Source organism: Bradyrhizobium sp. HKCCYLS2038 (genome assembly GCF_051167655.1).
Lineage (GTDB): Bacteria > Pseudomonadota > Alphaproteobacteria > Rhizobiales > Xanthobacteraceae > Bradyrhizobium.
Map to the genome: position 1 here is coordinate 32,960 of NZ_JBNPTM010000016.1, position 25,275 is coordinate 58,234.

Genomic DNA, 25,275 nt, shown 5'->3' on the forward strand with positions numbered 1-25,275 from the left:
CCAATTCCTCCCCTCGACGATCGGCTTGCTCGCATCAGAGACGCGGCTGCCGTCATTTTTGTGAGTTCGTGAGGACGAAAGCTAGCCTCGGATGGGATCAATGACCAGCGGATCGCGCGGCCTAAACAAAAAGCCCCGGATCAACCGGGGCTTTTCGCCTTTAGATCAGAGATGCAGAGTGGCGTTGCTCAGTACTTGCTCAGTACTTGGCAACCACCGGGCCGGTCCAGTTGAAGCGGTAGACCAGCGAGGTGCTGATGGTCTGCACCCACGGCTTGAAGGTGATGTCGCGGCCGTTCGGGATGTTGCCGATGTCGCTGAGCTCGGAGAGGTTGCGGCGGTCATAATAGGCCGAACGGTATTCGGTCTTCATGAACCAGCCCGGCGCAGAAATGCCGAAGATGTTCAGGTTGTTCTCGACGCCTCCGCCGATGAACCAGCCGCCACGGTCGAAGCCGTTGGTATGGACGCCCGAGGCGAGACCCGTTGCCGTGTTCACCAGCGTGGTCCCGGTCCAATGCGAGCTGGTGTAGCCCGCGTTCACGTAGGAGAGGACGTTCGGAGCGACGAGATAGCCGACGCGGCCGCCGACGGCCCACGAGTAGTCGTTCTTGATCGATCCCGCGATTCCGGGGGGGCCCTGATCCTGGATCGTGCCCTTGATGCTGCCGAACTGACCATCGGCCAGAATGCCGACCACCCAGCTCGGGGTCACCTGCCAGTCATAGCCAGCACCGACGGTACCGAACCAGCCGTCGCCACCCTGCTTCTGGTTGACGCCGAGGATCGGCGCGCCGCCCACGGTGTTGACGATCGTCGTGTCGGCGTTCCAGAGGCCACCGCCGCCGCCGCCGAAGATGTAGAATCCGGTCCAGCTCGGCGCAACCGGCGCCATCATCGGAGCCTTGGCGTAAGGGCGAGCAGCAAGATCGGCAGCCGACGCTGCGCCCGTCATCGCGACCACCGCGGTCGTAGCAAGCAAAAGCTTTTTCATATTCAATTCCCCAGGATCGACGTGGTCGCAAAAGCCAGAATGCGGCGGCGATTCCCTCGCCAGTTGTGCCTGAACTATAGCCGAATGGCGCCCAAAAGCTGTTGCAGGTTCACCACAGTGGAGGGGAAAGTGCGGTGCGGGACGCCTAATTTCCCGCTAAACAATTGTTAATAAAAGAAAAATGCAGGTCCACGCGAAAGCGTGGAACCTGCAATCGACGCTTGAAACCCGCCTCAAACGCTAGACGTCGAGCAACTCGTCACTCGCGAATTCCGCCTTTTCCGAGATGAACGAGAAGCGCGCCTCGGCCTTGGTACCCATCAACCGCTCGACCGAGTCGGCGGTGCCGTCACGGTCGTCCGCCAGCAGCACGACCCGGAGCAGGGTCCGCTTGGCCGGGTCCATGGTGGTCTCCTTCAGCTGCGCCGGCATCATTTCACCCAGGCCTTTGAAGCGGCCGATCTCGACCTTGGCGTTGGCGTTGAACTCGCGCTTCAGCAGTTCGTCCCGATGGGCGTCGTCGCGGGCGTAGAAGGTCTTGCTGCCGTGGGTCAGCCGGTACAGCGGCGGCACGGCGAGGTACAAATGTCCCTCGTCGATCAGCCGCGGCATCTGCCGGTAGAAGAAGGTGATCAGGAGCGAGGCGATATGGGCGCCGTCGACGTCGGCGTCGGTCATGATGATGATACGCTGATAGCGCAGATCCTCTTCGCGATAAGATGCGCTGGTGCCGGCGCCGATCGCCATCACGAGGTCGGCGAGCTGGGCGTTGGCGGTCAGCTTGTCTTTGCCGGCGGAGGCGACGTTGAGGATCTTGCCGCGCAGCGGCAGCACCGCCTGCCTCTTGCGGTCGCGCGCCTGCTTGGCGCTGCCGCCGGCCGAATCGCCCTCGACGATGAACAATTCGGAGCCTTCGGTGCCGGCGTCGGTGCAGTCGGCGAGCTTGCCTGGCAGGCGCAGCTTCTTGGTCGCGGTCTTGCGCGCCGTCTCCTTCTCCTGGCGGCGGCGGATGCGCTCCTCGGCGCGCTCGACGACGAAGTCGAGCAGCCGGTTCGCCTGCACCGGATTGCCGGACAGCCAATGATCGAACGGATCCTTGACGGCCTGCTCGACGATACGCTGGGCCTCCGCCGTGGCGAGGCGGTCCTTGGTCTGGCCCTGGAATTCCGGCTCGCGCACGAACACCGAGAGCATGATGGCGGCGCCCGCCATGATGTCCTCGGAGGTGATGTTGGCCGAGCGCTTGCCCTGGCCGACACGCTCGGCGTGGTCCTTGAGGCCGCGGAGCAGGGCGCTGCGGATGCCGGATTCGTGGGTGCCGCCGTCGGGCGTTGGGATCGTGTTACAGTAGGACGAGAGGAAGCCGTCGGCGTCGGCGGTCCAGGCGACCGCCCATTCGCAGCCGCCATGGCCGCCGGTGCGGCCGGACTTGCCGGCGAAGATGTCGGGGTGGACCAGCGTGTCGGCGTGGATCGCAGCCGCCAGATAGTCCTTCAGGCCGCCGGGGAAGTGGAAGGTCGCCTCGGGCTGGACGTCCTCGATGCCCTTGAGCAGCGACGGATCGCACTTCCAGCGGATCTCGACGCCGCCGAACAGGTAGGCCTTGGAGCGCGCCATCTTGAACAGGCGCTGCGGCTTGAACGTCGCCTTGGCGCCGAAGATGGTCGGGTCGGGCTGGAAGCGCACCTTGGTGCCACGCCGGTTCGGAGCCTTGCCGACCTCCTCGAGCTTGCCCTTCGGATGGCCGCGCTCGAAGATCATGCGGTAGAGCTTCTGGTTGCGCGCGACCTCGACCTCGAGCCGGGTCGACAGCGCGTTCACCACGGAGATGCCGACGCCGTGCAGACCGCCGGAGGTCTCATAGACCTTGGAGTCGAACTTGCCGCCGGCGTGCAGGGTGCACATGATGATCTCGAGCGCCGACTTCTTCGGGAACTTCGGATGCGGATCGATCGGGATGCCGCGGCCGTTGTCGGTGACCGTCAGGAAGCCCTCGGCGTCGAGCTCGACCTCGATGAAGGTGGCGTGGCCGGCCAGCGCCTCGTCCATCGAGTTGTCGATGACCTCGGCGAAGAGATGATGCAGCGCCTTCTCGTCGGTGCCGCCGATATACATGCCTGGACGACGGCGCACCGGCTCCAGGCCCTCGAGGACCTCGATGTCACGGGCGGTATAGTCGCCCTCGGAACCCGACGCGCGGGCGGCTGGCTTGGCGGGAGCCTTGCCCTTGGCGGCGAACGCCGCCAGCGGGTCAGCGACCCCCTTGGCCTTGGCTTTTGCAGCTGATTTCAACGGTTTACCCATGGAATCGGATGTTGCGCTTGCGCAAGATGGAACGAATCGTTGCGCCTGACTATGCCATGCCCCCGCATAAAACAATGACCCAGGGCTGAGCGGAGTTTTCCGGGGGGCCGTCGCGGCCGCCGTCTCTGGTCGTCGTTCACGCGCAACAGCCGGTTGTTGTGACTTGAAGTCGGCATGCTCCGTGGCGTACCAGATTGGGGCAGGGAACCGCGAAAGCCTTCAAGCACTTAAGCGGAACGGAGCAGAAAGGCGTCGAGCAGATGGAAGAATTTGGCCGCGCGGTCGCCGATTTCGTGCGCGACCATCAGGCCTGGGCTGCTCCGATCGTCCTGCTGCTGGCCTTCGGCGAGTCGCTGGCCTTCATCTCGCTGCTGATTCCGGCCTGGGGCGCCCTGGTCGCCATTGGTGCCCTGATCGGCGCCACCGGGATCAGCTTCTGGCCGGTGTGGCTGGCTGGCGGCATCGGCGCGGCGCTGGGCGACTGGGTGTCCTACTGGTTCGGTTACCGTTACAAGGACCGCGTTGCCCAGATGTGGCCGCTGTCGCGCTACCCGGAACTGCTGCCGCGCGGCGAAGCGTTCGTGCGCGACTGGGGTGTGCCGAGCATCTTCATCGGCCGCTTCTTCGGCCCGCTGCGCGCCTCGGTGCCGCTGGCGGCGGGTATCTTCGAGATGCCGTATATGTTGTTCCAGGTCGCCAATTTCGTCTCGGCGCTGGTGTGGTCGGCCGTGCTGTTGTTGTTCGGCGACATCATCGGCCGGATCATCGAATGGCTGTGGCGGACGGTGTGACCCGCGCCGGCTGGATGCAACCTTGACGCAGGAACTCCGCGGCCTTATAGGCCTGCGCCCATGATCAACGCAGCGACCAACATGATCGCCGAAATGCGCCGTCGTACCCCCGCGGTACGGGCGATGATCTGCGTTTGAGATCACAGCCCTTGCCGCCGGATCCGGTCCCGCGGCAAACTTTCTCCTTGCAGCGCGATTGATCAGGCGGCTCCTTCGTCCAGCAGGAGTTTGCGATGTACACGCCACCGCCCTTCAAGCCCGACCGTGCCGCGAGCCTCGGCTTCGCGGACGCGCGCGGCTTCGGCACGGTCTGCGCGTGGGACGGCGCTAGGCCGATCGCATCCTCGCTGCCATTCCATCTTGGGGCGCTGGCCGACGGCACGCCGCAGGCTTTCTTTCACGTCGCCCGCAACAATCCGCTGGCGAAGCTCGCCGACGGCGCGACGCCTTGGCTGCTCGCCGTGAATGGTCCCGACGCCTATGTGTCGGCCGACTGGTACGTTTCGCCTGAGCAGGTTCCGACCTGGCTGTACCAGGCGGTGCACCTGACGGGCCCGGCGCGGCTGTTGTCCGAGGCCGAGCTGTCGGCGCAGGCCGACGCGCTCAGCGCCAAGTTCGAGCAATGGCTGTTGCCGAAGACGCCGTGGACCTCGGACAAGATGACTGCCGGCCGTCTGGAGGCGATGCGCAAGGCGATCGTCGGCATCGTCATGACCATCGATGAGGTCGAGGGCAGCTTCAAGCTGAACCAGCACAAGTCGGAGGCCGACTACGCGGCCGTCGCCAACCGGCTCGGCGAGCGGCCAGACATCGGCTCGCAACAGATTTCCTCTCTCATGCGGCAGGCGCGGCCCCAGGCCTTTGCCGGCGAAACCCAGACCTGAAGGAGCGTGTCATGTCCGTGATCGATAGCAACCCGCCGAAGGCTCACACTGCAGCCGGCGCTGCGACCCGCTCCGTGTTCGTCGACGGCGGCTCGGGCACGACCGGCCTCGGCATTGCCGAGCGACTCGCGCACCAGAGCGACATCGTCGTGAAGACGATCGCCGAGGACAAGCGCAAGGATCCCGCCGCCAAGCGGGCGCTGATGGCCGAGGTGGATCTCGTCATCCTCTGCCTGCCGGATGAGGCGGCCAAGGAGACGGTCGCGCTGGTCGACAGCATGGGCGCATCCGCGCCGAAGGTGCTCGATGCGTCGACCGCGTATCGCGTCGCGCCGGACTGGGCCTATGGCTTCCCGGAGCTGGCCGCCGACCAGGCCGACAAGATCCGCAACGCGCGCAAGGTCTCCAATCCCGGCTGCTATCCGACCGGCGGCATCGCGCTGCTGCGGCCGCTGGTCGATGCCGGCCTGCTGCCGCAGGATTATCCCGTCACCGTGAATGCCGTGAGCGGCTACTCCGGTGGCGGCAAGACGATGATCGCGGCCTATGAGAACGGCACCGCGCCGAGCTTCGAGCTCTATGGTCTCGGCCTCGAGCACAAGCATCTGCCGGAGCTGCAGCTGTATTCGCAGCTGACGCGGCGGCCGATCTTCATTCCCTCGGTCGGCAACTACCGGCAGGGCATGCTGGTCTCGGTGCCGCTGCAGCTCGATACGCTACCGGGCAAGCCCTCGGGCGCGGACCTGCAGGCAGCGCTGTCGAAGCACTATGCCGGCAGCAAGTATGTGTCGGTGATGCCGCTCGATGGCGCCGTGGCCAAGAGCGGCCGGCTGGAGCCGGAGGCGCTGAACGAGACCAACCAGCTCGAGCTCCATGTGTTCGCCAGCGACAAATATCACCAGGCGGTGCTGGTGGCGCGGCTCGACAATCTCGGCAAGGGCGCCTCGGGTGCGGCCGTGCAGAACATGCGGCTGATGCTTGGGCTGCCCGATCTCGGCAACTGAGACCGAATCCTCCGGCCGCAGCCGCGGCCGGCACTACGCCGGCGTCGCCACGCCGTGATGCATGCCGAAGATGGGCACAGCCATGACCACTTATGACCTGAATGCGCTGCCCGTGACCGTGAACGACGTGCGTGCGGCCGCCGAGACCATCGGCGGCGCGGTGCTCGCGACGGCCTGCAATCAGAGCCGGACGCTTGGCGAGATCTGCGGCTGCAACATCTGGCTCAAATTCGAAAACCTGCAGTTCACCTCCTCGTTCAAGGAGCGCGGCGCACTCAACCGGCTGAATGCGCTCTCGTCTGAGCAGCGCGAGCGCGGCGTGATCGCGATGTCCGCCGGCAACCACGCGCAGGGCGTGGCCTATAACGCCCGGCGCCTCGGCATTCCCGCGACCATCGTGATGCCGGTGGGCACGCCGATGGTGAAGGTGGAGAACACCCGCCGGCACGGCGCCGAGGTCATCATGTCGGGCGCGACCTTGGAGGAGGCCGGCGCCTTCGCGCGCCAGCACGGCGCGGCTCATGCCATGACCTTGATCCACCCTTACGACGATCCGCTGATCATCGCAGGGCAGGGCACGGTCGCGCTGGAGATGCTGGCGGTTGTCCCGGAGCTCGACACGCTGGTGGTGCCGATCGGCGGCGGCGGACTGATCTCCGGCATCGCCGTGGCGGCGCGTGCGCTGAAGCCCGGCTTGCGGATCATCGGCGTGCAGGCCGAGCTCTATCCGTCGATGTACAACGCTGTCCGCGATACGCAGCTGCCGATGCGCGGCGATACGCTGGCCGAGGGCATCGCGGTGAAATCGCCGGGCCGCATCACCACCGAGATCATCCGCCACCTCGTCGACCGCATTCTGCTCGTCACCGAGCCGCAGATCGAGCGCGCGCTGGCCACGCTGATCTCGATCGAGAAAACCGTGGTCGAAGGCGCCGGCGCGGTCGGTCTGGCCGCGGTGCTCGCGCATCCCGCAGAGTTCGCCGGGCGCAATGTTGGGCTGGTGCTGAGCGGCGGCAACATCGACACAAGGCTGATCGCCTCGGTGCTGACGCGCGAGCTCGCGCGTGAGGGGCGACTGACACAATTGTCGATCGATATCGTCGATCGTCCCGGGCAGCTTGCCGCGGTCTCGGCCCTGCTGGCCGAGGCGGGCGCGAACATCATCGAGGTGTCGCACCAGCGCACCTTCTCCGCGCTGCCGGCGAAGGCGACCTTGCTCGAACTGGTCATCGAGACGCGCGACCAGGTGCATCTCAACGAGGTCATGGCGAAGCTGGTCGCAGCCGATTTCAAGGCGCGCTGCACCTGACAGCGCTGCCCGTTTCATTGATTGCAGGTGTCCGTGATGTTCAAGACCATCCGACATATTTCCGACGTCGAGCCCGCGGTTGCCGGCAAGAAGGAGATCCGTTTTCTCGCACAGCCCAACGGCATCACGCTGGGCTGCTACCTGTTCATGGATTCCAAGACCTTCGATTCACCGGAGGCGCTGGAGTGCCGCGGCATCGCGTTCGATCGCGCCGGCCACGTCGTGTCCCGTCCGCTGCACAAGTTCTTTAACGTCGGCGAAAAGGAGTGGCTGGCGCCCGACCGTCTCGTCTCGCGCGACGATATCGTCGCCATCTACGACAAGCTGGACGGCAGCATGCTCGCCACGGCCTGGGTCGATGGCGAGCTGACATGGCGGTCGAAGAAGTCCTTCAATTCGGACGTGGTCAAGCTGGCCAAGCATTTGCTGGACGATCCGGTGCATGCCGGCATATCGGCCTTCGCGCATGAGGTCGCGCGCAACGGGCTGACGGCGATCTTCGAGCTCACCCATCCGGACGCCCGGATCGTGGTGGCGCAGCAGCAGCCGCAGCTGCGGCTGCTGCATGTGCGCGACAATTTGACCGGCCGCTATGTCATGCTCGATCCCGGCCATGCGGTGCATGAGCTGATCCAAAAGCATGGCATCGCACTGGTGCATCGCTTCGATGGACTGACACTCGCAGCCGCCATCGAGTCGCTGGCCGACATGGAGGGCAGGGAAGGCTACGTCATCCAGTTCGCCAGCGGCGACATGGTCAAGGTCAAGTGCCCCTGGTATCTGCGCATCCATCGCAGCCTGTCGTTCCTGCGCGAGCGCGACATCGCTTGGCTCGCGCTCAACGAGGAGCTCGACGACGTCAAGGGCCATCTGGTCGAGGCCGGCATCGATCTCGCCGCCGTCAACGAGGTCGAGGCGCGCCTCAAGACCATGCTCGCTGGGTTCCTGGATGAGATCGAGGCGATGTGGGAGCAGGGTCGCGATCTCGACCGCAAGAGCTTCGCCATCGCCAACAAGGATCACCCACTGTTCGGTCTCGCGATGCAGCGCTACCTCGGCAAGGAGGTGACCTTGCTCGAATGGTATGGCCGCACGCGCCTGAAGGACGATTTCAGCCTGCGGCCGCTGGTTGATGAAACGCTCATCGATGCTCTCGACGGCTGAGCACCGCGGAGGGCGATGGCTGGTTGAGCCGACGTCAGTCCCGACAGCTCACACCCAGCCGCCGTCCACGACATAGTGCTGCGAGGTGCAGGCCGAGGCCTCGTCGGAGGCGAGGAAGACGGTGAACTTCGCCAGCTCGTCGGGCACGAGCTTTCGCTTCAGGCATTGCCGCCGCATCAGCTCTGCCTCACCTTCCGGCGTCATCCATTTGTCCAGCTGGCGCTGGGTCATGATCCATCCCGGTGCGATCGCGTTCACGCGGATGTTGTAGGGGCCGAAATCGCGCGCCAGCGAGCGGGTGAGGCCGATCACGCCGGACTTGCTGGCGGTGTAGGCGGCCATGCCGCCTTGTCCGGCCATCCATGAGATCGAACCGTAGTTGATGATCACGCCGGCGTTCGCGGCCTTCATGTCCGGCAGCACGGCTTGCGCTGCGAAGAACTGGTGCTTCAGGTTCACCGCGATGCGGTCGTCCCAATATTCGGGCGTCATTTCTTCGGTGCTGTGGCGCTCGTCATTGGCGGCATTGTTGACGAGGATGCTGATCGCGCCGTGCCTGTTGCGCGCCTCGACGACGCCAGCCCGTAGCGCTGCAGTGTCGGTGAGGTCGACATTCTGGAAATGCGCGCTGAGACCTTGATCGGACAGCTCGCGTTGCAGCGCTCGGCCCTCCTCGTCCTTGATATCGAAGAAGACGACGTTGGATTTTTGCTGCGCAAAGCGCCGCACGATCGCGGCGCCGATCCCCGAGGCGCCGCCGGTGACGAGGACGACCTTGCCGGCGAGGTCGGAATAGGTGGCGGCCATGAGCATCTCCCCAGTTTTGTTTTTGTGGGCCGCGACGCGCCGCCCAACGCGCGCTCAAACCCTAGCCGCTCCAACCTGAGGTGTATAGGTCGGAATTTTAGTTGCGTACCTCAGATTTTGAGGACAAGATTACCGCAACAAAAGAAGATCATCGGGAGGATTGTGATGAGACTGCTAGCGAAGCTGGGCCTCGCCGCGGCCGCATGCCTGCTCTGGACCAATGCCGCCAGTGCCGACACCACGGTCAAATGGCTGCACATCGAGGTCAATCCCGCGCAGGTGAAGATCTGGGAGGAGGTCGCTCGCGCCTATGAGGCGTCGCATCCGGGCGTGAAGGTCGAGATGCAGTTCCTCGAGAACGAAGCCTACAAGGCCAAGCTGCCGACCATCCTGCAATCCAAGGACCGGCCGAACATCATCTACAGCTGGGCCGGAGGTGTGCTGAAGGCGCAGATCGAGGCCGGCGTCCTCGAAGACATCACCGACCAGGTCAAGGGCTACAGCGACAGCATCACGCCGGCCGCGCTGGCGGCCTTTACGGACAACGGCCACGTCTACGGCCTGCCGGTCTCGCTCTCGCAGGTCGGATTTGTCTGCAACAAGGACCTGATGGCCAAGGCGAAGGTCGATCCGGCAGCGATCAAGACCTGGGACGATCTGCTGGCGGCAGTGAAGACGTTGAAGGCGGCTGGCGTGACACCGATCGTGGTCGGCGGCGCCGACAAATGGCCGCTGCACTTCTACTGGACGCATCTCGCTGTGCGCGTCGGCGGAAAGCCTGCCTTTGAGGCGGCGCTGCGCGGTGAGAATGGCGGTTTTGCCGGCGACGTCTTCCAGAGATCCGGCGAACTGTTCAAGCAGCTCGTCGATCTGCAGCCGTTCCAGAGCGGCTTCCTCGGGTCAAAATATTCGCCGTCCGTCGGCTATTTTGGCGACGGTAAAGCCGCGATGACGCTCGCGATCAGCTCGATCTACAATCTGCAGCGGGCGCTTGCGGCCGACAAGGTCGGTTTGACCGAGGATAAGGTCTGCTGGTTCGATTTCCCCACCGTGCCGGGCGGCAAGGGTGAGCCGACGGACACGCTGGGCGGCATCACCGGCTGGCTGGTCACCAAGGGGTCGCCGAAGGAGGCGGTCGACTTCCTGAAGTACTTTATCTCGAAGGACGTGCAGACGCGGCTGGCGGCGGGAAGCTTCATCATTCCGGTGGTGCAGGGCGCCGAGACCGGCCTCACCAACGGCTTCATGAAGCTGATCGCGTCCAACCTGGCGAAGTCGAACTATCACCAGAACTTCTATGATCAGAGCCTCGGTCCCTCGGTCGGGCGCGTCGTCAATGACGTGAGCGCCGAGATCGCAGGCGGCAGCATGAGCCCGCAGGACGCGGCGAAGGCGATCGAGGCGGCGCGCAAGCAGGGCAACTGACGTGGCGCGTCCGCTCGCGAGTTCGCCGGCGATCCGTGTCGCGCGGCCGCCGGTTGCCGCGCGCGCGGGCCGTGGGCCGAGCTGGGATGGCCGTTTCACCGTCCTGGTCCTGTTCCTGCCGCCGGCGCTGCTGCTGTTCACGCTGTTCGTGGTGCTGCCGATCGGTGAGGCCGCCTGGTACTCCGGCTTCAACTGGAACGGCTTCGGCAGTCCGACCAACTGGATCGGCTTCGACAACTACCGGTTCGTGCTGGAGACACGGGCGTTCTGGCTGGCGCTGCGCAATAATGGGCTGATCATCGCGGTCTCGCTGTGCGTGCAGCTGCCGCTGGCATTGACGCTGGCCTTGATGCTCGCGGAACGGTTTCGCGGCGCCGTGGCGCTGCGCATGCTGTTCTTCATGCCGTACATTCTCGCGGAGATCGCGACCGGGTTGATCTTCAGCTTCGTCTACGACGGCGACTACGGTCTGGTCGCCTCGATCTGGCGCAGCTTCGGCGCCGAGCCGCCGTACCTGTTGGCCTCGACCGACACGGCGATGCTGGCGGTGCTGATCGTGATCGTCTGGAAGTATTTCGGCTTCCACATGATGCTGTTCATTGCGGCGCTGCAGAGCATCGACAGGAGCCTGATCGAGGCGGCGCGGATTGACGGCGCGACGCGAACGCAAAGCCTGCGTCATATCGTCATCCCCTTGCTCTATCCGACCATCCGGCTCTCGGTGTTCTTTGCCATCATCGGCTCGCTGCAGCTGTTCGACCTGGTGATGCCGCTGACGCGTGGTGGCCCGGCCGATTCCTCCAACACCATGGTGAGCTTCCTCTACAACAACGGCATCTCGCGCATGCGGGTCGGTTACGGCAGTGCCATCGGCGTCATCCTGTTCGTGATCTGCGTGACCTTTGCCTTCACCTACAAGCGATGGTTCATGCGCGATGAATAGGGCCGACACCGCCAGGGCGCCATTCGATCCCGCTATGCTGTTCAAGGCGGCGTTCCTGTTCATCGTCGCTGTGTTCGTGCTGGTGCCGCTGCTGGCGACCCTGCTCGGCGGCTTCAAGTCGCTCGGCGAGTTGCGGGTCAACCCGTTCGGCCTGCCGCGGCACTGGGAATGGCAGAACTATGCCGACATCCTGTTGTCCGGCCGCTACTGGCAGCTGCTGCGCAACTCGCTGATCATCTCGACCTTGACGGTGTTCTTGACGCTGATCGTCGCCTCGATGGCGGCGTTCACCTTCGCCCATGTCCGCTTCTTCGGCAGCTCGATGCTTCTGAGCTATCTGACGCTGGGGCTGCTGTTTCCGGCGGCGACCGCGGTGCTACCGCTGTTCATCAGGGTGCGCGATTTCGGTCTGCTCGACACCTATTTCGGGGTCGCGCTACCGCAGGTCGCCTTCAGCCTCGCCATGAGCGTGCTGCTGCTGCGGCGGTTCTTCAAGGACATTCCCTACGAGCTGCTCGAGGCGGCGCTGGTCGACGGCTGCAGCTACGTCAAATTCTTCCGCTACGTGACGCTGCCGCTGTCGCGCCCGATCCTGGCGACCGTCGGCACCATCACCTTCGTCAACAGCTGGAACGCCTATCTGCTGCCGCTGGTCATGCTCAACACCGATGCGCTGTATCCATGGCCGCTCGGCATCATGGTCTATCAGGGCGAGTATTCGTCCGAGTGGCACCTGATCCTCGCCTTCATCACCCTGACCATCCTGCCCACCATCATCCTCTTCCTGCTTGCGCAGAAGCACATCGTCGCCGGCCTCACGTCGGGCGCGGTCAAGGGATGAACTGGACATCACGGAGACCACCATGAGACGAGTAGGCATAGGCATCATCGGCTGCGGCGTCATCAGCACGGCCTATCTGAAGGCGGCGCAGCGCTTCCCGGTGCTGGAGGTGAAGGCGCTCGCCGACATGCGCAGTGACGCGGCCGAGCGTCAGGGCGCGGCGTTTGGCCTGCCTGGCATGCGGGTCGATCAACTCCTCAAGCGCGACGACGTCGAGATCGTCGTCAATCTCACCGTGCCGCTCGCCCATACCGACGTGAGCCTGGCGGTGCTGAATGCCGGCAAGCACGTCCATTCTGAGAAGCCGCTCGGCATCGACGTCACCGAGGCGCGCAAGGTGATCGAGTTGGCCGCGCAGAAGAACCTGCGCGTCGGCTGTGCGCCCGACACTTTCCTCGGCGGCGGCCATCAGACCGCGCGCAAGCTGATCGACGACGGCGCGATCGGCACGCCTGTCGCGGGCAGCGTCTTCTTCGGCTGCCCCGGCCATGAGCGCTGGCATCCGGCGCCCGGCTTCTATTATCTGCGTGGCGGCGGGCCGATGCTGGACATGGGGCCGTATTACATCACCGATCTCGTGCAATTGCTCGGGCCCGTCGCCAGCGTCATGGGCTCGACGGCGCGCCCGCGCTCCGAGCGCCTCGTCACCAGCGAGCCGATGAACGGCGCGCTGATTCCGGTCGAGGTTGCCACTCACGTGTCGGGGACACTCGAGTTCGAAAGCGGGGCGGTCGTGTCGGTCACGATGAGCTTCGACGTGCCAAAGCACCGGCACGCGCCGATCGAGATCTACGGCGACAAGGGCAGCATGCTGGTGCCGGACCCCAACCGGTTCGGCGGCGAGGTGCAAGTCGCCAAGACTGGCGGCGAGTGGGAAACGGTGCCGCTGACGCATGGCCATGTCGACGGCGAATTCCGCTCCATCGGCGTCGCCGACATGGCAACCGCCATCCTGAACGACCGGCCGCATCGCGCCAGCGGCGCGCTCGCCTTCCATGTGCTGGAGGTGATGGAGGCATTCCAGACCTCCGCCAACGAAGGCCGGCGCATCAAAATCGAGAGCCGCGTCGAACGGCCAGCGATGCTGCCCGTCGGACGCGACACCGGACAGATCGACTGAGGGCAGAGACATGCGCAAGGCAATGATTGTATGGGGCGGCTGGCCCGGACACGATCCCGATCTCTGTGCCTCGATGATCCGAGGCTGGCTGAAGGCCGAAGGCTTCGACGTGCGGATCGAGACCACGACGGCCGCGTTCGCCGATCCCGCGATTCATGATCTGTCGCTGATCATCCCGATCTACACGATGTCTAAGATTGAAAAGGCGGAAGCGCTCAATCTGTGCGCGGCGGTGCGCGCCGGGGTCGGGCTTGCCGGCCACCATGGCGGCATGTGCGACGCCTTCCGGGATTCGGTGGATTATCAATTCCTCTGCGGCGGCCAGTGGGTCGCGCATCCCGGCAACATCATCGACTACAAGGTCGACTTGACCAAGCCGGACGATCCCATCATGAAGGGCCTGAAGAGTTTCGAGCATCGGTCCGAGCAGTACTACATGCATGTCGACCCGGCCAACGAGGTGTTGGCGACCACGACCTTCAGCGGCGAGCACGCACCCTGGATCGAAGGTGTCGTGATGCCGGTGGTGTGGAAGAAGCGCTTTGGTGAGGGCCGGGTGTTCTATTCGTCGCTCGGCCATCGCGCCTACGAGCTCGATGTTCCGGAGATCCGCACCCTGATGACCCGCGGCATGCTATGGGCCGCGCGCGCGTGACGGGCGCAGAGACACCGCTGCCCGTGCGCGCCACGCTCGAGGATGTGGCGCGGACGGCGGGCGTGTCGCTTGCCACCGTCGACCGCGTCATCAACCGGCGCGAAGGCGTGCGCGCCAAGACCGTCGCGCGCGTCGAGGCGGCCGTCGCCAAGCTAGGCTACCGCGCCGACGTGGCGGCCGCGCGTCTCGCGCGCGGGCAGAGCTTTCGCTTCGCATTCGTGCTGCCGACCGGCGGCAACAGCTTCATGACCAATCTGACCGAGCAGGTCCAACGCACCGCGGAGTGGCTGGCCGGCCAGCGTGGCTTCATCGACATCCTTCATGTCGACGTGTTCGATCCGGCCGTCCTGGCCGGCACGTTGGAGACGCTGTCGCCGGCCTATCAGGGCGTCGCCGTGATCGCGCTGGATCATCCGCGGGTGCGGGCCGCAATCGATGAGCTTGTCGCGCGCGGCGTCGCCGTGGTGACGCTGGTGTCCGACGCCCCGAGTTCGCGCCGCCTGCATTACGTCGGGATCGACAACCTAGCCGCCGGGCGGACGGCGGCCACGCTGATGGGACGCTATCTCGGTGGGCGTGATGGCACCGTCGCCGTCATCGCAGGATCGCTGTCGCTGCGCGATCACGCCGAGCGGCAGTTCGGCTTCAACCAGATCCTGTCGAGCGAATATCCGGGCCTGCGCGCGTTGCCGGTGATCGAAGGCCGTGACGACAGCGAACTGACTCGCGAACTCACCGCTGCGCTGCTGGCGCGCCAGGCCGATCTGCGCGGCATCTATTGCTGCGGCGCCGGCAACCGGGGCATCGCCGACGCCCTGGAGGCGTCGGGCCGGGCGCGCGAGGTGGTGTGGATCACCCACGAGCTGACCCAGTACACGCGGCGCTTCCTGGTGCGCGGCACGCTGGACGCCATCATCAACCAGGATCCCGGCCATGAGGCGCGGTCCGCGGCGCGCGTCCTGCTCGCGCACTGCTCGGGCGAGCCGATCAGCCCCGATCAGGAGCGCATCCGCATCGACATCTTCCTGCGCGATAACCTGCCCTAGGAGCTGACTACAGCCAGCCGAAGATCGCCAGCGCCAGCACTGCCTGGGCGATGAAGCCGACCACGAAGGCCAGCGTGCGGAACACGGGCAGGCCGATCGCATAGACGATGACGTGGGCGACGCGCGACCAGAAGTACACGGCGCAGGCGAGCACGGTCCATTTGGTCGAGTAGTCGATCGCGTTCAGGATCAGGACGAGGGGCGCGAAGATGACGAGGTTCTCGACCGCGTTGTCGTGCGCGAACATCAGCCGGCTCGCCCAGGCCGCGTGCGGCTTGTCGTTGCGCGACGGGTTGGCCATGGCGCCGGTGAGGCCGCGGACCTGGCAGCGGTTCAGGATGTAGGGAACCCACAGCAGGCCGGTCAGAATGACCGTCAGCGTCAGCCAGAACAATTCGCGCGTCATCGAGATCCCCTCAACTGATGTCCGTCCCGTCCCGGCGGGACGGAGCGGTTATAATCAATCGCGGCAGATCATGCTACGCACGGACGCGCACATAGGACCCCGGAGCATCCTCGAGCGGTGGATAGGCCTCGCTTCCGACGCTCCGCGCGGGAACCTCTTCCGGATCGAGCTCGCCAAGCCACGCGCGCCAGTCGGGCCACCACGAGCCCTTGTGCTCCTGGGCGCCCTTGATCCAGTCCTTCAGTGAGATGTCGTGGATCTGGTCGTTGAGCCAGTACTGGTATTTGCCTGACGAGGGCGGGTTGACGACGCCGGCAATGTGACCCGAGCCGGACAGCACATACTTCACCGGACCGCCGAAGAACTGCGAGCCGTACAGCACGGAGTCGGGCGGAGCGATGTGGTCCTCGCGCGTGGCCAGATTGTAGACCGGCACCTTCACCTTGGAGAGGTCGAGCAGCGTGTTGTCGAGCACCATGGTTCCGGTCGACAGCCGGTTCTCGAGATAGCAGTTGCGCAGGTAATAGGAATGGTTGGCCGCCGACATCCGCGTCGCGTCCGAATTCCAGTGCAGCAGGTCGAATGCGGAGGGCGGCTGGCCCTTCAGGTAGTTGTTGACGACATAGGACCAGATCAGGTCGTTGGAGCGCAGCATGTTGAAGGCCATCGCCATCTTGCTGCCTTCGAGCACCCCGGCGGCCTGCATGTCGCGCTCGAGCGCGGAGATCTGCGTCTCGTCGACGAACACCAGCAGATCGCCGGCGTGGGTGAAATCGACCTGCGCCGCGAGGAAGGTGGCCGAGGTCACGCGCTGGCGGCGCTTGTCGGCGAGCCAGGCCAGCGTCGTCGCCAGCATGGTGCCGCCGACGCAATAGCCCATCGTGTGCACCTTCATCTCGCCCGTCACCTTCTCGATGACGTCCATCGCGGTGAGCGGGCCTTCCTTCATGTAGTCTTCCCAGGTCTTGGTCCCCAACGACTTGTCGGGATTGACCCAGGAGATCACGAACACCGTGAGGCCCTGATCGACGCACCATTTGATGAAGGATTTTTCCGGGCGCAGATCGAGAATGTAGAACTTGTTGATCCAGGGCGGCACGATCAGGAGCGGCGTGCGCAGCACGTTCTCCGTCGACGGCGTGTACTGGATCAGCTGCATCATGTCGTTCTGGAAGATCACCTTGCCCGGCGTCATCGCCATGTTGACGCCGACCTCCAGATTGGCCGGATCGGACTGGCGGATCTTCAGGTTGCCCTTGCCGGCCTCGATGTCCTCCGCGAGCATCTGCATGCCGCGTACGAGGTTGCTGCCGCTCGACGCGACCGTCTGGCGGAGCACCTCCGGATTGGTCAGGACGAAGTTGGACGGCGACAGCGCGTTGGTGATCTGGTTGACGTAGAACTCGGCTTTCTTGCGCGTGTGCGGATCGAGTCCCTCGGCGTTGTGGACGAGGTCCTGTGCCCATTGCGTCGTCAGCAGGTAGGCCTGCATGACGAAATCGAAGAACTGGTTCGACTTCCATTCCGGATCGGCGAAGCGCTTGTCGCGCGGCGACGGCGAGATCGCCGGCGGCGCCTCCTCGCCCGCGAGACGTCGCGCGGCCGAGCCCCACAGGTCAAGATAGCCCTTGGCGATCTTGTTCTGGATGTCGCTGGCGCGGTCCTTGTCCGACAGCCAATAGTCGGCGACGGCCGTGAAGGATTTGACGACCTCGCTGAGCTCGGCCGGCGGCCGATCCTGAACCTCGCCGGTCTCCCGGGGCTTCAGATAGGCCGCGAGAGCCTTGCCGCTGGTTTCCATCGCTCGCGCGACGTTCGTCGCGAAGGCTTCGGCGTCGAATGATTTTGTTGATTGGGTGGTGTTGTTCGAAACGTCGGTCATGGCCTTCTTACACTATCTTGTCGAAACCGTTTCGTCACCGCGCGAGATCAACAATCCGCGCGTTCGCGGTTAATTCGGTATCCGCCGTGCTGCGTTGCGAAAAAGCCTCTCACGCCGGACATAATGCACGCGCTCCCCGGATCCAGGCGAGATTCCTGTTCACCCCACCAACGTTTCGGGTGACAAATGGTTGTGCTGCGGCAAAATGCGTCGCGTTGCGATTGATCGGCTGGTGGGGTGGGGACTTTCGCGTGACGTCGGTGAGCCGAGTCTGGAAGACGCGTGCGCGCGCCCTTGCGGCGGCGGGCGTCGTGCTTGGCAGCTCGCTCGCGCTGTCCGGCTGCTCGCTGCCGGTTGCTGACATGCAGTCCCAGGATGTAGAGGCGGTCGTCCGGCCCAAGGAGCCGGGCGAATATCTTCCCGTGAACGACGTGCCGCGCGACCGCGACAGGCCGGTCATCTCGCCGGAGGAGCGCGCCAGGATCGAAACCGAGCTGAAAGCCGCCCGCGACCGCCAGGCCTCGGCGGGACCGGCCACGAGACAGCGGTAAGGGCCGGATTGGACGTAATTGTCTGGCGCGGCGCGGTGTCCATGATAAAACACCGGAATCAACCGCACCGCAGAGTGTCGTCGCCAACCAGGCCGTAAGGCCGTGCTAAGTTCATGTTTTAGCGTGGATTTCAGGGCAGGGGCGCCACCGCGCCAGCGCTGCCGGTGAATCCGCCGCCGGTTGTCGGAGCCGAGAGACCCATGGAAGATTTCTACCGCATCCGCCGTCTGCCGCCTTACGTGTTCGAGCAGGTCAACCGGGCCAAGGCGGCCGCGCGGAACGCCGGCGCCGACATCATCGATCTCGGCATGGGCAATCCGGACCTGCCGGCACCGGCGCATGTGCTCGAGAAGCTCAAGGAGACCTTGGGCAAGCCGCGCACCGACCGTTACTCCGCCTCGCGCGGCATCGTCGGCCTGCGCCGGGCGCAGGCGGCGTATTACGATCGCCGTTTCGGGGTGAAGCTCAACCCCGATACCCAGATCGTGGCGACGCTTGGTTCCAAGGAAGGGTTTGCCAACGTCGCGCAGGCGATCACCGCGCCGGGTGACGTCATTCTCTGTCCCAATCCGAGCTACCCGATCCACGCCTTCGGCTTCCTTATGGCGGGCGGCGTGATCCGCTCGGTGCCGGCCGAGCCGACGCCGCAATTCTTCGAGGCGGCCGAGCGCGCTATCATCCACTCCATCCCGAAGCCGCTGGCGCTGATCGTCTGCTATCCGAGCAATCCGACCGCCTATGTCGCGAGCCTCGACTTCTATCGCGACCTCGTCGCATTCGCGAAGAAGCACGAGATCCTGATCCTGTCGGACCTCGCTTATGCGGAGGTCTATTTCGACGACAAGAACCCGCCGCCGTCGGTGCTGCAGGTGCCGGGCGCGATGGATGTCGCGGTCGAGTTCACTTCGATGTCGAAGACCTATTCGATGGCCGGCTGGCGCATGGGCTTTGCCGTCGGCAACGAGCGCATCATCGCAGCGCTCGCGCGGGTGAAGTCCTATCTCGACTACGGCGCGTTCACGCCGGTGCAGGTCGCGGCCACCGCCGCCCTGAACGGCCCTGACGACTGCATCCGCGAGATGCGTGACGTCTATCGCAAACGCCGCGACACGCTGGTCGAGTCGTTCGGTCGCGCCGGCTGGGACATCCCGTCGCCGGAGGCGTCGATGTTCGCCTGGACGCCGCTGCCCGAGAAGTTCAAGAGCCTCGGCAGCATGCAGTTCGCGACCCTGATGGTCGAGAAGTGCGGCGTCGCGGTGTCGCCCGGCGTCGGCTTCGGCGAGCATGGCGAGGGCTTCGTCCGCATCGCGATGGTCGAGAACGAGCAGCGCATCCGCCAGGCCGCGCGCGGCGTCCGCCGCTTCCTTGAAAGCGGCATCGAAACGTTGCACAACGTCGTTCCCATCGCCAACCGGCGCTAAACCCTCCGCTACTTTCCTTTCGACAGGTTCTTTGATTCCATGGTCGCACCCCTGAGAGTGGGCATCGCGGGCCTCGGCACCGTGGGTGTCGAGGTCGTTCGTCTCATCGAGCGTCAGGGGCGCGTGCTCACGGAGCGGACAGGGCGTCCGGTCAAGGTCGTGGCCGTCACGGCGCGGTCGAAGGCCAAGAAGCGCGGCATCGATCTGTCCGGTGTGACATGGGCCAAGGACGCGCTGGCGCTTGCCTCGGATCCGGAGGTGGACTGCCTCGTCGAGCTGATGGGCGGCGCCGGCGATCCGGCGCTGTCGGCGATCGACACCGCGCTGAAGGCCGGCAAGTCGGTCGTGACCGCGAACAAGGCGCTGATCGCCAAGCACGGGCTCAAGCTCGCCAAGGCGGCCGAGAAGCACGGCGCCGCGTTGAACTTCGAGGCCGCCGTCGGCGCCGCCATCCCGGTGATCAAGACGCTGCGCGAGGGCCTCGCCGGCACCGGCATCAGCCGCGTCTATGGCATCCTCAACGGCACCTGCAACTACATCCTGACCCGCATGGAGCAGGAGGGGCTGTCGTTCGACGAGTGCCTGAAGGACGCGCAGCGCCTTGGCTACGCCGAGGCCGACCCGTCGTTCGACATCCACGGCCACGACACCGCGCAGAAGCTCGCGATCCTCGCCAGCCTCGCCTTCGGCACCCAGGTGGCCGAGAAATCGATCTATGTCGAAGGCATCTCCTCGATCGCGCCCGAGGACCTGAAGGCGGCTGCCGAACTCGGCTACCGCGTCAAGCTGCTCGGCGTCGCCGTGCGCACCGCCAAGGGCATCGAGCAGCGCGTGCATCCGACGATGGTGCCGAAATCGTCCTCGATCGCGCAGGTGATGGGCGTCACCAACGCGGTCACGATCGATGGCGACGGCATTCCGCCGCTGACGCTGGTCGGTCCGGGGGCAGGCGGCGCCGCCACGGCGTCCGCGGTCGTCGCCGACATCGCCGACGTGGCCCGCGGCATCCGCGCGGCGCCGTTCGGGCGGCCGGTCGAGAAGCTGCAGGCGACCGAGAAGGCGCCGATGGAGCGGCACGAGGGCGGCTACTACATCCGCCTGATGGCGCGCGACCACGCCGGGACGGCCGCGACCATCGCGACCCGGCTGGCCGAGCAGAAGATCTCGATCGAATCGATCGTCCAGCGCCATCCCAACGGCAGCGAGCCGGGCAAATCCGGCGCCAAGGGCGGGCCGGTGCCGGTCATCCTGATCACCTACGCGACCCACGAGGACGCGGTGTATCGCGCGCTGCAGGCCGTGCAGCGCGACAAGGTCATCAGCGGCAAGCCCCAGGTCATCCGGATCGAGAAGAATTAGCCTGTGATGCCCGGGGAACCGGTTGTCCCTACTCAAACAAACGCGTGGCGTTTGGGTTAGGTTCATGCTCAAACCGGGAGAGTCGAGGGGCGAGGACCGGCCATTCGGGCCGACCGCCCGACCCGCAGGCTGCCGTTGGAGGCGCCGTGCGAGCGGTAGATTTTGAAGGCGGGTGTCCGCCATGACGTCTTGAGGAGTTGACCGATGTCGACGCAGATTTCCGTCCCGCAACAGCTGCTGCTCGAGCGCATCCTGACCCTGGAGCTGGTGCGTGTGACCGAGCGGGCGGCGGTCTCGGCGGCGCGGCTGCGCGGGCACGGCCAGGAGAAGCCGGCCGACCAGGCTGCGGTCGACGCCATGCGCCGCGAGCTCAACAAGCTGCCGATCGAGGGCACGGTCGTGATCGGCGAGGGCGAGCGCGACGAAGCGCCGATGCTCTACATCGGCGAGAAGGTCGGCCTCAACGCCGGCCCCAAGGTCGACATCGCCGTCGACCCGCTCGAGGGCACCACGCTGTGCGCCAAGAACATGCCCGGCTCGATCGCCACGATGGCGATGGCCGATGAAGGCACGCTGCTGCACGCCCCGGACGTCTACATGCAGAAGCTCGCGATCGGTCCCGGCTATGCCAAGGGCGTGGTCGATCTCGACGCCACGCCGGCTGACAACGTCCGCCGTCTCGCCAAGGCCAAGGGCGTCGATCCCTCCGCGATCACCGTGCTGGTGCTCGACCGTCCCCGCCATGCCGACATCATCCAGGGCGTGCGCTCGACCGGCGCGGCCGTGCGGCTGATCACCGATGGCGACGTCGCCGGCGTGATCCACTGCGCCGATCCCGACAACACCGGCGTCGACATGTATCTCGGCACGGGCGGCGCCCCCGAGGGTGTGCTGGCCGCGGTGGCGCTGCGCTGCATCGGCGGCCAGATGCAGTGCCGCCTGATCCTCGACACCGAGGAGAAGCGCGAGCGCGCCCACAAGATGGGCGTCGGCGATCCCAAGATGATCTACGGCATCGAGGACATGGCCCGCGGCGACTGCCTGTTCGCGGCCACCGGCGTCACCACCGGCTCGCTGCTCTCCGGCGTCAAGTTCCGCAAGGACGGCGTCATCGAGACCGAGACCGTCGTGATGCGCTCCGTCACCGGCACCGTGCGCTACATCCGCGCCGAGCACCGCCAGCTGGAGAAGTTCCACCTCGACTGAGTCTGGCGCTCGACCTGAAGAGTTCAGCCGCCGAGCCATCGCAGGTACCATGGCTTGGCGGCGGACTGTTTCGGTATGAACATGAACAGGTCGCCTTTCATAAGGGCGAACTTCATGGTCGCGAGCAGGTGGCGGAGCTGGTCACTGGTCGGGATCATGGCCTCGCGGGCGGCCTGTGCATTCCCTTGCGCCAGCAGTTGCAATGCATTCTGAGCGGCAGGCTGATCCGTATCCTCGATATGGGACAGCGCGTCCTTGATCCCGGAGTCGTAGGACTCCAGCCGCTGCTCGGACTCGTATCGGCTGGGTTGCAGGGCCACGCGATTTGCGGGATCGGTGGGATTGAACAGTCCGAGCTTGCCCAATGTTTGTAGCACCGAATAGTGGCGTGCCATCTCTGCCGGGATGAGGTCATAGGCCTTGAAGAGGCCGCCAGGAAGATCCGGACCGATTCGCAGGACGGGCCCGACAAAGAACCGGGACGTCCGTTCGCGAATCTCGAAGCGCTCCGAGGCCGTCGAACCGATCGTCTGTCCGTCCTTGATCTGGTCGCCATGCTGGAGCACATAACCGGTCGCCCCGCCGAGGTGCTTGAGGGCCGTATGGCCCGTGATTCCGGGCACTTCGAACTCGATCTCGCGCCCCTGGAATGCCGTGAGACCCATGGTGGCGGCTACGAGTGCATCCGGCGTTTGTTCAATCGGAACGAGGTCCACCCAGAGAAGGAACGGATAATTGGGGTACGGTGCGAAAGCGCTCTGCGACCTCTCGAGCCACATCGTGGGGGATCGAGCGACGATGCCGTTGACGAGCACGCCACAGACGTTGCCCAGCACAGCGATCAATCCTGCCACGACGGCGGTCACGATCCGCGCCTGGTCCAATCGGCTTGCGTCGTCGTCCGTCAATGCGACGAAGGCGATGGCGCGATGGCGCTTCAGATCCTCGGCAACGCCAGGCGAGAAGGCCTCAGCACGTTCGACGACACCGCTGGCGAGCGCCTGCGGCCAGTCGTCGGTCACCAAAACGACGGCTTGCTCTCCGCATCGGATGCGCTTGGTGCCGGCGTCCGCGATCAGGCTCCACGCCTGATCGGGATATCGAGCCCGGAGTACGTCAACGAGCCCTTCCAGATTAATCTCTCTGGGATCCTGCAGCAGGGCGATGGCTTTGATCGCACTCAGGTTCGACATGTTGATTGCGTGTCCAGCAATTGCAGAGAAAGATGGAGCGGGCGGATTACTAGCCGGCATCATGGCGCGGCCCGCGCGGGAGATTGGTGCTGGTTCCCTGAGTGCGTCAACGAATAAAGCAAGGGGTTGCAAATGACCGGGGATGATTGTGCCGTGAAGGCGCTGGTGTTCGACGTCTTCGGCACCGTGGTCGACTGGCGAACGAGTCTGATCAATGACTTCACCGCGTGGTCCAGGACGCGCGGCGTCCAGGGCGACTGGACCGCGCTGGTCGACGGCTGGCGCGGGCTCTATGTCGGCTCGATGGACGAGGTGCGCAAGCATCCAGAGCGCGGCTACGTGATCCTCGACGTGCTGCACCGGCGTTCGCTCGAGACGCTCATCGCGAAGCTCGGCATCACCGGCCTGACCGAGGCCGATCTCGATCATCTCACCCGCGGCTGGCACCGGCTGCATCCGTGGCCTGACAGCGTCGCCGGGCTGACCCGGCTGAAGTCCAAATACATCATCGCGCCGCTCTCCAACGGCAACGTCGCTCTTCTGACCAACATGGCGAAGTTTGCAGGCCTTCCGTGGGACCTGATCCTCTCCGCCGAGCTGTTCGCGCACTACAAGCCCGACCCCGAGACCTATCTCGGCGCCGCGCGTCTGCTCGGTCTTGCGCCCGGCGAGGTCATGATGGTCGCCGCGCACAACAATGATCTCGAGGCAGCGCAACGTTACGGCCTGAAGACTGCGTTCGTCGCGCGCCCGACCGAATACGGCCCGCTGCAGAACCGCGACTTCGAAGCCACCGGCGCCTGGGACATCGTCGCCGCCGACTTCAACGGCATCGCCGACCGGCTCGGCTGCTGATCCTCCTGCCTCAGGCGCCCGACACGATCACGCCGTACCAGCCGAGGCCCTTGTAGGTCTCGTAGCCCGGGGTGGCGTGGAAGGCGACCATGCGGCCCGATGCATCCTGATAGAAGCCGCTGCGCTTGCCGTCGAGCTTGAGCGACACCCGCTCGCTGAGAATGCCCTGGCCGTCCGACGAGGCGATCACGCGGTGGCTGGAATCCACCAGCAGTGCGCGGGCCTTGTCGCTTTCGCTGACGCGCACGCCTTGCACGATCGCGCGGGCCTGCGCTTCCCAATCGAAATGAATCGCGAGCACGCCGAGCGGCTTGCCATGCGCCTTGCCATTCTCGCGCACCGAGGCGCAATAGGTCGCGACCTGGGCATTGCCGAGCAGCGGCTGGCGCTCGACGTCGCCGGCGACGTAGTCGTCGCCCGAGCGCAAGCCGCGCGCCTCACGAAACCATCTGGTGTCGGCGACGCTCTGGCCGACCACGTTGTAGCGGTCGGCACGACCGTTGGCGATCACCCTGCCGCTGGGATCGCACAGCCAGAGATCGAGATAGACCGTGTAGGCCGACAGGATCACCGCGAGCCGTTCGGAGACATGGGCGACGCTGTTGGCATCGGGCGAAGCGGCGCAGTCCACCACCGCGGAATCCGTCGCCCACCAGCGCACGTCGCAGGTCCGCTCATAGAGATTGCGGTCGATCAGCTCGATCGCGTTCAGCGCCAGGTCGACCATGCGTTCGCCACGGGCGCGCTCGGTCATGCGCTCGATCGAGCTCTTGAGATTGCCGGTGCGCGTCGTCAGCTGGCCCTCGAGCTCGCGTGCGATGGTCTCGACCTGCTGGCCGACCGCGCGGACCTCCTGCGCCACCACCGCGAAGCCGGCGCCCTGCGCGCCGACGCGCGAGCTCTCGATCAGCGCGTTGAGCGCCAGCATCTTCATCTGGTTGGTGATCTGCTGGATCGACCTGGTCTTCTCGCAGGCGATCTGATTGACCTCGCCGGTCAGCCGCGCGATCAGCGCCGAGACGTCGGTCTCGTCCTCGACATGCTGGGCCGGCGACGGAATGATCGAGGGCGAGGACTTCAAGTCAGGCGCAGCAGTCAGCATCGGCGTGCACTCC

General features: G+C 65.3%; 23 protein-coding genes. 16 read left to right on the forward strand and 7 right to left on the reverse strand.

Features of this window, described 5'->3' with window-relative positions; all coding sequences use genetic code 11:
* Nucleotides 1-199 precede the first annotated feature (199 nt).
* A complete protein-coding gene (locus ACQR1I_RS35250) occupies nucleotides 200-994 on the reverse strand; it encodes an outer membrane protein (RefSeq protein ID WP_434870875.1) in 795 nt (264 codons plus the stop codon).
* Between the two features lie 240 nt (nucleotides 995-1,234).
* A complete protein-coding gene (gene parE, locus ACQR1I_RS35255; protein ID WP_434870874.1) occupies nucleotides 1,235-3,298 on the reverse strand; it encodes a DNA topoisomerase IV subunit B in 2,064 nt (687 codons plus the stop codon).
* A 260-nt stretch (nucleotides 3,299-3,558) separates the two neighbouring features.
* Here parE and ACQR1I_RS35260 point away from each other — a divergent pair, with 260 nt between their 5' ends.
* The 5 genes from ACQR1I_RS35260 to ACQR1I_RS35280 all read left to right on the forward strand — a co-directional run bounded on the left by ACQR1I_RS35260 (nucleotide 3,559) and on the right by ACQR1I_RS35280 (nucleotide 8,450).
* Nucleotides 3,559-4,089: a DedA family protein gene (locus ACQR1I_RS35260; RefSeq protein ID WP_434870873.1), complete on the forward strand. Its 531-nt coding sequence runs from the start codon at nucleotides 3,559-3,561 to the stop codon at nucleotides 4,087-4,089.
* 233 nt (nucleotides 4,090-4,322) lie between these two features.
* Nucleotides 4,323-4,973, forward strand: a complete 651-nt coding sequence (locus ACQR1I_RS35265) for an FMN-binding negative transcriptional regulator (protein WP_434870872.1) — start codon at nucleotides 4,323-4,325, stop codon at nucleotides 4,971-4,973.
* 11 nt (nucleotides 4,974-4,984) lie between these two features.
* Entirely contained in the window at nucleotides 4,985-5,977 is a 993-nt protein-coding gene (gene argC / locus ACQR1I_RS35270; protein ID WP_434870871.1) for an N-acetyl-gamma-glutamyl-phosphate reductase, read from the forward strand.
* 82 nt (nucleotides 5,978-6,059) lie between these two features.
* Nucleotides 6,060-7,286, forward strand: coding sequence for a threonine ammonia-lyase (locus tag ACQR1I_RS35275; protein WP_434870870.1), 1,227 nt, complete (start codon nucleotides 6,060-6,062; stop codon nucleotides 7,284-7,286).
* A 36-nt stretch (nucleotides 7,287-7,322) separates the two neighbouring features.
* Nucleotides 7,323-8,450: an RNA ligase gene (locus tag ACQR1I_RS35280; protein ID WP_434870869.1), complete on the forward strand. Its 1,128-nt coding sequence runs from the start codon at nucleotides 7,323-7,325 to the stop codon at nucleotides 8,448-8,450.
* A gap of 48 nt (nucleotides 8,451-8,498) precedes the next feature.
* Here the strand turns inward: ACQR1I_RS35280 and ACQR1I_RS35285 are convergent, their stop codons facing one another.
* Nucleotides 8,499-9,257 (reverse strand): SDR family NAD(P)-dependent oxidoreductase, encoded by a 759-nt coding sequence (locus tag ACQR1I_RS35285; RefSeq protein WP_434870868.1) that lies wholly within the window; start codon nucleotides 9,255-9,257, stop codon nucleotides 8,499-8,501.
* Nucleotides 9,258-9,422: 165 nt separating this feature from the next.
* Between ACQR1I_RS35285 and ACQR1I_RS35290 the strand changes: the two genes are divergently transcribed.
* From ACQR1I_RS35290 to ACQR1I_RS35315, 6 genes are read left to right on the forward strand one after another with little or no spacing between them, the layout of a single operon-like run.
* Nucleotides 9,423-10,682 carry an extracellular solute-binding protein gene (locus ACQR1I_RS35290; protein ID WP_434870867.1) on the forward strand — a complete coding sequence of 420 codons (1,260 nt, stop codon included), beginning with the start codon at nucleotides 9,423-9,425 and terminating at the stop codon, nucleotides 10,680-10,682.
* 1 nt (nucleotide 10,683) lies between these two features.
* Nucleotides 10,684-11,625 carry a carbohydrate ABC transporter permease gene (locus tag ACQR1I_RS35295; protein WP_434870866.1) on the forward strand — a complete coding sequence of 314 codons (942 nt, stop codon included), beginning with the start codon at nucleotides 10,684-10,686 and terminating at the stop codon, nucleotides 11,623-11,625.
* Entirely contained in the window at nucleotides 11,618-12,466 is an 849-nt protein-coding gene (locus tag ACQR1I_RS35300) for a carbohydrate ABC transporter permease (protein ID WP_434870865.1), read from the forward strand. Before ACQR1I_RS35295 ends, ACQR1I_RS35300 begins: the two co-directional genes overlap by 8 nt.
* Nucleotides 12,467-12,488: 22 nt before the next feature.
* On the forward strand, nucleotides 12,489-13,586 hold the full coding sequence (locus tag ACQR1I_RS35305) for a Gfo/Idh/MocA family protein (protein WP_434870864.1): 1,098 nt from the start codon (nucleotides 12,489-12,491) through the stop codon (nucleotides 13,584-13,586).
* A 10-nt stretch (nucleotides 13,587-13,596) separates the two neighbouring features.
* Nucleotides 13,597-14,241 carry a ThuA domain-containing protein gene (locus tag ACQR1I_RS35310; RefSeq protein WP_434870863.1) on the forward strand — a complete coding sequence of 215 codons (645 nt, stop codon included), beginning with the start codon at nucleotides 13,597-13,599 and terminating at the stop codon, nucleotides 14,239-14,241.
* Complete coding sequence (locus ACQR1I_RS35315; RefSeq protein ID WP_434870862.1) at nucleotides 14,238-15,287, forward strand: LacI family DNA-binding transcriptional regulator; 1,050 nt, start codon at nucleotides 14,238-14,240, stop codon at nucleotides 15,285-15,287. Before ACQR1I_RS35310 ends, ACQR1I_RS35315 begins: the two co-directional genes overlap by 4 nt.
* A gap of 7 nt (nucleotides 15,288-15,294) precedes the next feature.
* Here ACQR1I_RS35315 and ACQR1I_RS35320 read toward each other — a convergent pair whose 3' ends face one another.
* Complete coding sequence (locus ACQR1I_RS35320) at nucleotides 15,295-15,693, reverse strand: MAPEG family protein (protein ID WP_434870861.1); 399 nt, start codon at nucleotides 15,691-15,693, stop codon at nucleotides 15,295-15,297.
* Nucleotides 15,694-15,766: 73 nt separating this feature from the next.
* A complete protein-coding gene (locus ACQR1I_RS35325) occupies nucleotides 15,767-17,575 on the reverse strand; it encodes a PHA/PHB synthase family protein (RefSeq protein ID WP_434870860.1) in 1,809 nt (602 codons plus the stop codon).
* 251 nt (nucleotides 17,576-17,826) lie between these two features.
* Here ACQR1I_RS35325 and ACQR1I_RS35330 point away from each other — a divergent pair, with 251 nt between their 5' ends.
* The 4 genes from ACQR1I_RS35330 (at nucleotide 17,827) to glpX (ending at nucleotide 22,112) form a co-directional block, all read left to right on the forward strand.
* A complete protein-coding gene (locus ACQR1I_RS35330) occupies nucleotides 17,827-18,126 on the forward strand; it encodes a hypothetical protein (protein WP_434870859.1) in 300 nt (99 codons plus the stop codon).
* 200 nt (nucleotides 18,127-18,326) lie between these two features.
* Entirely contained in the window at nucleotides 18,327-19,547 is a 1,221-nt protein-coding gene (locus ACQR1I_RS35335) for an LL-diaminopimelate aminotransferase (RefSeq protein WP_434870858.1), read from the forward strand.
* 39 nt (nucleotides 19,548-19,586) lie between these two features.
* Nucleotides 19,587-20,906, forward strand: a complete 1,320-nt coding sequence (locus tag ACQR1I_RS35340) for a homoserine dehydrogenase (protein ID WP_434870857.1) — start codon at nucleotides 19,587-19,589, stop codon at nucleotides 20,904-20,906.
* 204 nt (nucleotides 20,907-21,110) lie between these two features.
* Nucleotides 21,111-22,112, forward strand: coding sequence for a class II fructose-bisphosphatase (gene glpX, locus ACQR1I_RS35345; protein WP_434870856.1), 1,002 nt, complete (start codon nucleotides 21,111-21,113; stop codon nucleotides 22,110-22,112).
* Nucleotides 22,113-22,135: 23 nt separating this feature from the next.
* Here glpX and ACQR1I_RS35350 read toward each other — a convergent pair whose 3' ends face one another.
* Nucleotides 22,136-23,305 carry a DUF4261 domain-containing protein gene (locus ACQR1I_RS35350; protein WP_434870855.1) on the reverse strand — a complete coding sequence of 390 codons (1,170 nt, stop codon included), beginning with the start codon at nucleotides 23,303-23,305 and terminating at the stop codon, nucleotides 22,136-22,138.
* Between the two features lie 132 nt (nucleotides 23,306-23,437).
* On the opposite strand from ACQR1I_RS35350, the gene ACQR1I_RS35355 reads away from it, so the two are divergent.
* Complete coding sequence (locus ACQR1I_RS35355) at nucleotides 23,438-24,160, forward strand: haloacid dehalogenase type II (protein WP_434870854.1); 723 nt, start codon at nucleotides 23,438-23,440, stop codon at nucleotides 24,158-24,160.
* A gap of 10 nt (nucleotides 24,161-24,170) precedes the next feature.
* Here the strand turns inward: ACQR1I_RS35355 and ACQR1I_RS35360 are convergent, their stop codons facing one another.
* A complete protein-coding gene (locus tag ACQR1I_RS35360; protein ID WP_434870902.1) occupies nucleotides 24,171-25,259 on the reverse strand; it encodes a methyl-accepting chemotaxis protein in 1,089 nt (362 codons plus the stop codon).
* Nucleotides 25,260-25,275 lie beyond the last annotated feature (16 nt).

Bases quoted from the DNA above. Each gene is read 5' to 3' on its own strand.
- ACQR1I_RS35250 (WP_434870875.1), bottom strand. From the start codon at position 994: ATGAAAAAGCTTTTGCTTGCTACGACCGCGGTGGTCGCGATGACGGGC.
- parE (WP_434870874.1), bottom strand. From the start codon at position 3,298: ATGGGTAAACCGTTGAAATCAGCTGCAAAAGCCAAGGCCAAGGGGGTC.
- ACQR1I_RS35260 (WP_434870873.1), top strand. From the start codon at position 3,559: ATGGAAGAATTTGGCCGCGCGGTCGCCGATTTCGTGCGCGACCATCAG.
- ACQR1I_RS35265 (WP_434870872.1), top strand. From the start codon at position 4,323: ATGTACACGCCACCGCCCTTCAAGCCCGACCGTGCCGCGAGCCTCGGC.
- argC (WP_434870871.1), top strand. From the start codon at position 4,985: ATGTCCGTGATCGATAGCAACCCGCCGAAGGCTCACACTGCAGCCGGC.
- ACQR1I_RS35275 (WP_434870870.1), top strand. From the start codon at position 6,060: ATGACCACTTATGACCTGAATGCGCTGCCCGTGACCGTGAACGACGTG.
- ACQR1I_RS35280 (WP_434870869.1), top strand. From the start codon at position 7,323: ATGTTCAAGACCATCCGACATATTTCCGACGTCGAGCCCGCGGTTGCC.
- ACQR1I_RS35285 (WP_434870868.1), bottom strand. From the start codon at position 9,257: ATGGCCGCCACCTATTCCGACCTCGCCGGCAAGGTCGTCCTCGTCACC.
- ACQR1I_RS35290 (WP_434870867.1), top strand. From the start codon at position 9,423: ATGAGACTGCTAGCGAAGCTGGGCCTCGCCGCGGCCGCATGCCTGCTC.
- ACQR1I_RS35300 (WP_434870865.1), top strand. From the start codon at position 11,618: ATGAATAGGGCCGACACCGCCAGGGCGCCATTCGATCCCGCTATGCTG.
- ACQR1I_RS35305 (WP_434870864.1), top strand. From the start codon at position 12,489: ATGAGACGAGTAGGCATAGGCATCATCGGCTGCGGCGTCATCAGCACG.
- ACQR1I_RS35310 (WP_434870863.1), top strand. From the start codon at position 13,597: ATGCGCAAGGCAATGATTGTATGGGGCGGCTGGCCCGGACACGATCCC.
- ACQR1I_RS35320 (WP_434870861.1), bottom strand. From the start codon at position 15,693: ATGACGCGCGAATTGTTCTGGCTGACGCTGACGGTCATTCTGACCGGC.
- ACQR1I_RS35325 (WP_434870860.1), bottom strand. From the start codon at position 17,575: ATGACCGACGTTTCGAACAACACCACCCAATCAACAAAATCATTCGAC.
- ACQR1I_RS35335 (WP_434870858.1), top strand. From the start codon at position 18,327: ATGGAAGATTTCTACCGCATCCGCCGTCTGCCGCCTTACGTGTTCGAG.
- ACQR1I_RS35340 (WP_434870857.1), top strand. From the start codon at position 19,587: ATGGTCGCACCCCTGAGAGTGGGCATCGCGGGCCTCGGCACCGTGGGT.
- glpX (WP_434870856.1), top strand. From the start codon at position 21,111: ATGTCGACGCAGATTTCCGTCCCGCAACAGCTGCTGCTCGAGCGCATC.
- ACQR1I_RS35350 (WP_434870855.1), bottom strand. From the start codon at position 23,305: ATGTCGAACCTGAGTGCGATCAAAGCCATCGCCCTGCTGCAGGATCCC.
- ACQR1I_RS35355 (WP_434870854.1), top strand. From the start codon at position 23,438: ATGACCGGGGATGATTGTGCCGTGAAGGCGCTGGTGTTCGACGTCTTC.